This window comes from Pseudoalteromonas sp. NH0006-46, assembly GCF_057547735.1.
The window spans coordinates 1-554 of sequence record NZ_BAAJML010000035.1 but is presented as its reverse complement, the minus strand read 5'-3'; the positions used below and the strand labels follow the sequence as shown (position 1 = coordinate 554).

Below are 554 nucleotides of genomic sequence, written 5' to 3'. Positions count from 1 at the left end.
CAAGCAACACAATCCTGTCCACCTTAATATCTTGCAAACAATTAATGGGATAGGCCGCATTCTCGCACTTACCATTATTTATGAAATTGGTGACATCAATCGCTTTTCAAGCGTACAAAAGTTCGCTTCATATAGTCGGTTAGTCAAATGTAAAGCAGAGTCTGCCGGTAAAACCTACGGCACCCAAGGCAACAAAATTGGCAACGCCAACAAATACCTCGAAAAACTACAAAACGAATGAGCAAAGCCAAAGCACTGTCAGCGCTTGCGCATAAGCTTGGTCGCTGTGTTTATTATATGCTTAAAAAAGAGACGGTATTCGATGGAACAAAATTCTTAAAGAGTTAGTCACGGTACTGAGTGAGCTGAACATCTAACTGGATATAAGGCTGAGCATCAATCAATTGGGTGAGTTAATAACCAACAAGGTTTAACCTGATTATATGCCTACAAACCTAAGCCACTTGTCTTGATTAGACGCTCAGTACGCGTGCATTAATACAATAAACAAAGTCGCTTACACCTGACTTGATAACTGCGTTACGCACCTTAAT

1 pseudogene is annotated in these 554 nt (G+C 40.4%); it reads left to right on the top strand.

Features of this window, described 5'->3' with window-relative positions:
- Positions 1 to 348 (top strand): annotated as a pseudogene (locus tag AC27I2_RS19710) (transposase); the annotation flags it as partial.
- Positions 349 to 554: the final 206 nt, after the last annotated feature.